We start from the raw sequence: 4,373 nt of genomic DNA, 5'->3' as shown, positions 1-4,373 counted from the left end.
ATATGCCTGCCACTACGTGGCAGGCATAGGTACATGTTTTTAATTATTTCACCTGTCTGCTTGACAGGGGCGGTTCATAATGAGGCGTTTTTAAGCGGATGTTTTTAGTTTTGTCATTACAATTTATAATGAATTGATTATCTTTAACCTTTAGTCTTATTTCTGTATGATCTGTTACATGTTCTCTAATAAAGATTTCCATCTGTTCAATAATATCTGCATCATTTAAACGAGAATCAACAGGAACCATGACTATCATCTTAATATCATAATCTTCTAAAACCTGCATAAGAATAGTTAGCCTATGATCGAAAATAGGATTATTAGTATGAGATACAAATTGTTTATTCATTAAATCATCTATTTCTTTCTGAATAAACTGATGTGTCTCTTTATCAGAAATCACATGATCAAGCTTTCTTAATACATAAAGCATACGATGTTCTTTCTTTAGTAAAGAATCATATATATGATTGATTCGATCATTATTTTCTCTTTGTATTCTTAACTTCTCTTTTTCTAAGTAATTTTGTCTATATTGGAAGAATAGAAAAAGAAATAATAAACTTAACACAAATACCAATACAGTCATTAAGATGATTGTAGATTGGGGAAGTTCAATAAAAGAAAGAGCCTGCATGAGTAAAGAGCTTAATACAAGTAATACAATCCCAATAAGACCAAAGGTCTTATTCTCTTCAAGGAAGGAAAGATTATTTCTATTATATTTTAATATCTTTAATAACCCCAAGGCAATCATACAATATAGAATTCCGAAAGGAAGTCCATAAAAATCGCTTATATTCAATATAGAAAATAAACGAACAAATAAAAGATTCACAAAAAGTAAAGCGGTAAAGAATAGAAGTGTTGTAGAAATACTATAGATCACAGCTTTATATTTATGAATATAAAGCATACATGCATGTGTTATACATATAAGAGAGATCAATAAAAAGTTATTGAGGAGACTAGGGTTGGTAAAAATAAACATTTCTGTGAGAGTAAGAGGAGCACAAAGAATAGTGTAGGAATATTTTTTTTCTGGTATTAAAATACTGCTGATGCAAAAACAAAGCATTGTGATACATATAGTTAAAAATAAGAAATCAAATATCATAGCTTTTTGTACTCCTTGTAATGATGTAAAAAGTTGTTCTTATAAATACGTCCTACAGTCAGATTTTCATTATTATATAGGATGATATTACGATTGTAATCTTCTACATATTGAAGGTTAATAATCATATTCTTTTGAATCTGAACGAGTGTTGTATTGATGTAATTATTACAGAAATCTTTAAGAGTACCAGTTGTCATATAATCTTCTTTTGGTGTATGGACAACTAAATCATGACCAATAGAGACAATTGAATGGATATCTTGGATAGGAATCTGTAATGAACGCTTACTGTCTTTAAGTGTAATAGTGATATAAAGAGTAAGTAGTTTCTCTTTTAACTGCTTAAAGACAATATTTTTATCATAATCATAATGGTTCTTTCTTATGAACTGAAAAGGTTCAACCTGGAATGTATTAAAGACAAGATTCTCGTGACTTGATGTGAATATAACCAGACAGTTATGCTTATCTTTATGATATTTTGCGATTTCAATACCATTTTTATCATTTAATTCAATATCCATGAATATAACATCATATGTACCTTCTATTTTATCAAAATGATCGGTCACCACATTTATATTCATATTAGGATTATGAAAGTATTCACTTATATCTTCTTCTAGCTGCATTGCGAAAGCAGTATTATCATCACAAATCAGTATATTCATAACGTCACCTCTGTAATATTTTAGCATATTATTTTATTGGATTGAAATGTAATTTTTGTGGAATGTCTTTTATACATGAAAATATGTCTCTTATGCGAGATTTATAGGCAAATTTAATATCATAGTATAACATTTTGTTAACATCTAGATGGAAATTAAAAAAGAGGAAAATAAAAAACATGAGAAAAATAATAATGATTGTCTTATCATTTCTAATGATTTTAAGTATTCCAATGAGTCATGCTCACGCAGATAATACTGTAGAACAGATTTTAGATAATTACACATATGAGATATTTGAAAATGATGAAAAAAGATTTGTGGATGTAATTAATAAAGAAACAAAGCATGTGGATTATATTATCTATGATAAGACTACAGGAGTACTTACAATTAATGGAGAAGTTCAAGATTGTGTTGTGACTACTACTCAGCCTAATGGAGCACGTTCTGTTTCAAATGCAGCTACTTGTAAAATAGATTTTGGTGTAACTTTTAAAACTATAGGAGTTTTAGCAGGTGCTATTTTAGGTATTGCGGCTGTGGCTGCTGCAGTACAAGGTAGTGGTGTGTCAGTTAATACTTTTAAAAAGGCTGTTTCATTTATATATAAAGCATGTAGTGCTGTAAGTAAAATAAGTTCCGGAGCAAAAGTTAAAGGATATTTTAAATATACATTACAAAGAAATAGTAATGGAACATCACGTTATGCCAATAGAAGCTTAACAATGAAGTTTGGTAGTGGTCCAAATAAGTCATATAGTTTTGGAAATGGTGGCTGGTGGTCTAGTACTAAACCTTATAGTATGGATGATTAATGCTATATTTAACCTTATATTTAAACAATACCATTCTATTAAGGAGGTGCTAATATGAAAAAATATTAGATTTAAATATCTGTATATGTATAGTAGTTACGTTTTTGTTTGAGTTTTTAGATGGCAGCAATATGATTCCATCTCAATATCGTCTAGTAATAGCGGCTATCATTCTGGTTTTCGATGCAATCTTTGCAATATATGCAATTATTGAAAGTAGAAAGAAAAATCATTCAATTAAAATGTTTTTAGATGATACTGTTTCTACTTTGGTTCCAGCAACTATTTTCATGCTTCTCGTATTTAATGTTGGTCCATTAAAATATCGTAACGAAGTAAAATCTGCAGCTATTTTATATTTAATTATAGGCTTAGTCTACAATTTTGTTAAGGATTGGAAATCGATGAAATCAGTATCAAAAAAATAATAGACTCTCATAGGAGAATTCATTATGAAATTTTTAACAAAGCTCCTCTTTTGCAAATGGGTGGTGATTTTTCGCTTATTTACTATGTTTAGAGCTCATATAATAATCGGTAATATTAAAAGTAGTATTACTGGGATATATCATGGAATAACTAAAAGAGAGATGCCTTTATTCCTGAATGAACAGGAGAATAGATTTAACCATAGAAATGTGGGAAAGACTGTTATGGATAAAATCAAGAAATTTCTACAGAAATCATTTCCTATCAGTCATAGACAGATAGTATATATCCTGAATATTTTTGCTCCGTTTTTCTCTTAAATCGTCACCTGTTGATTATGGGGATTCAAATGGTAGTTTATTATCCTAGAAGATTGTATTGGCAAAGAGATCAACCCCATAATGTTAGTGGCATGCCTTTCCACTACTAATTTTCAATAAAATATAGCAAAATGTTGAAAAGCTAAAGACTCCTTGATAAAATTTTCTCATAGAAAATATAAATGATATCATTTGAACAGAGAAATCTTTTAAAAGCAGATGATTATTCAAAAAAAACAGCCTATTCATATAATCTTAAAGGAGGGAAATTTTATGAAGAATAAGTCAGAGAAAATTTATCACTTTTTGTCTTTTGCGTGTATGGTAGCACTCGCAGCATATATAATTTTGTTTCTTCATCATTTATTAACAGAGAGTGCTTCTTATGTGTCTGGTGCTACTTACAAATTTCTTGTCGGTGCAGAACTTGTTCTATTAATCATAGTATTTATAAGAATTTTCTGGGCATTCAGAAAATTGAGAGAAGTAGGAAAGGGGTAAAGTAATGAAAATTTTAAATTATTAAAGAGAGAAGAAAGAAAAAGAAACAAAAGAAATCAGGCGCAATACCTAGCGTCTAATAAAAAAATAATATACTCTTATATGTAAGAGAGGTTCTATTATGAGAAAAATTCTGAATTATTTTACTGGTGTAATCATTACATTCCTATTTCTAATATTTAATGATCTTGATGCGATTCCATCAAAGTATCGTTTAGGAATAGCTGCAGTTATTTTGATTTTTGATGCAATAGTACTTGCTTATGAACTTATTAATAGTATGAAGAAAAACAAATCCGCAAAAGTATTACTTCAAGAGAATATTTGTATGATCAGTACATTTATGATTTTGTTGATTTTGAGAATAAGTCATCTTTCTCAAGAATGTAAGTTTGTGATTGCAGGGGTGGTAGTCTGTTATATTATAATAAGTATAATCTGTTATGAAATGACGATTGTCAAGTGGAAATAACACATTTCTTTGATTTTCGTTTTTCGTTTTCCGTTTTTT

General features: G+C 29.0%; 6 protein-coding genes. 4 read left to right on the top strand and 2 right to left on the bottom strand.

Annotated elements, in window-relative coordinates:
* Nucleotides 1-43: 43 nt before the first annotated feature.
* Nucleotides 44-760, bottom strand: coding sequence for a hypothetical protein (locus tag EAI80_RS12060; RefSeq protein ID WP_129982233.1), 717 nt, complete (start codon nucleotides 758-760; stop codon nucleotides 44-46).
* Nucleotides 761-1,116: 356 nt separating this feature from the next.
* Nucleotides 1,117-1,794: a LytTR family DNA-binding domain-containing protein gene (locus tag EAI80_RS12055; protein ID WP_161220355.1), complete on the bottom strand. Its 678-nt coding sequence runs from the start codon at nucleotides 1,792-1,794 to the stop codon at nucleotides 1,117-1,119.
* A gap of 179 nt (nucleotides 1,795-1,973) precedes the next feature.
* On the opposite strand from EAI80_RS12055, the gene EAI80_RS12050 reads away from it, so the two are divergent.
* The 4 genes from EAI80_RS12050 (at nucleotide 1,974) to EAI80_RS12035 (ending at nucleotide 4,334) form a co-directional block, all read left to right on the top strand.
* On the top strand, nucleotides 1,974-2,612 hold the full coding sequence (locus tag EAI80_RS12050; RefSeq protein ID WP_129982231.1) for a hypothetical protein: 639 nt from the start codon (nucleotides 1,974-1,976) through the stop codon (nucleotides 2,610-2,612).
* 131 nt (nucleotides 2,613-2,743) lie between these two features.
* Nucleotides 2,744-3,040, top strand: coding sequence for a hypothetical protein (locus tag EAI80_RS12045; RefSeq protein WP_129982230.1), 297 nt, complete (start codon nucleotides 2,744-2,746; stop codon nucleotides 3,038-3,040).
* Between the two features lie 594 nt (nucleotides 3,041-3,634).
* On the top strand, nucleotides 3,635-3,862 hold the full coding sequence (locus EAI80_RS12040; RefSeq protein ID WP_129982229.1) for a hypothetical protein: 228 nt from the start codon (nucleotides 3,635-3,637) through the stop codon (nucleotides 3,860-3,862).
* 121 nt (nucleotides 3,863-3,983) lie between these two features.
* The gene (locus EAI80_RS12035; protein ID WP_129982228.1) at nucleotides 3,984-4,334 is read left to right on the top strand and encodes a hypothetical protein; all 351 of its coding nucleotides are present in this window, start codon (nucleotides 3,984-3,986) and stop codon (nucleotides 4,332-4,334) included.
* Nucleotides 4,335-4,373: the final 39 nt, after the last annotated feature.

It is taken from the genome of Catenibacterium sp. co_0103, assembly GCF_004168205.1.
GTDB classification, from domain to species: domain Bacteria; phylum Bacillota_I; class Bacilli_A; order Erysipelotrichales; family Coprobacillaceae; genus Catenibacterium; species Catenibacterium mitsuoka_A.
The sequence above is the reverse complement of the archived record's forward strand: the minus strand, read 5'-3'. Positions and strand labels throughout refer to the sequence as shown.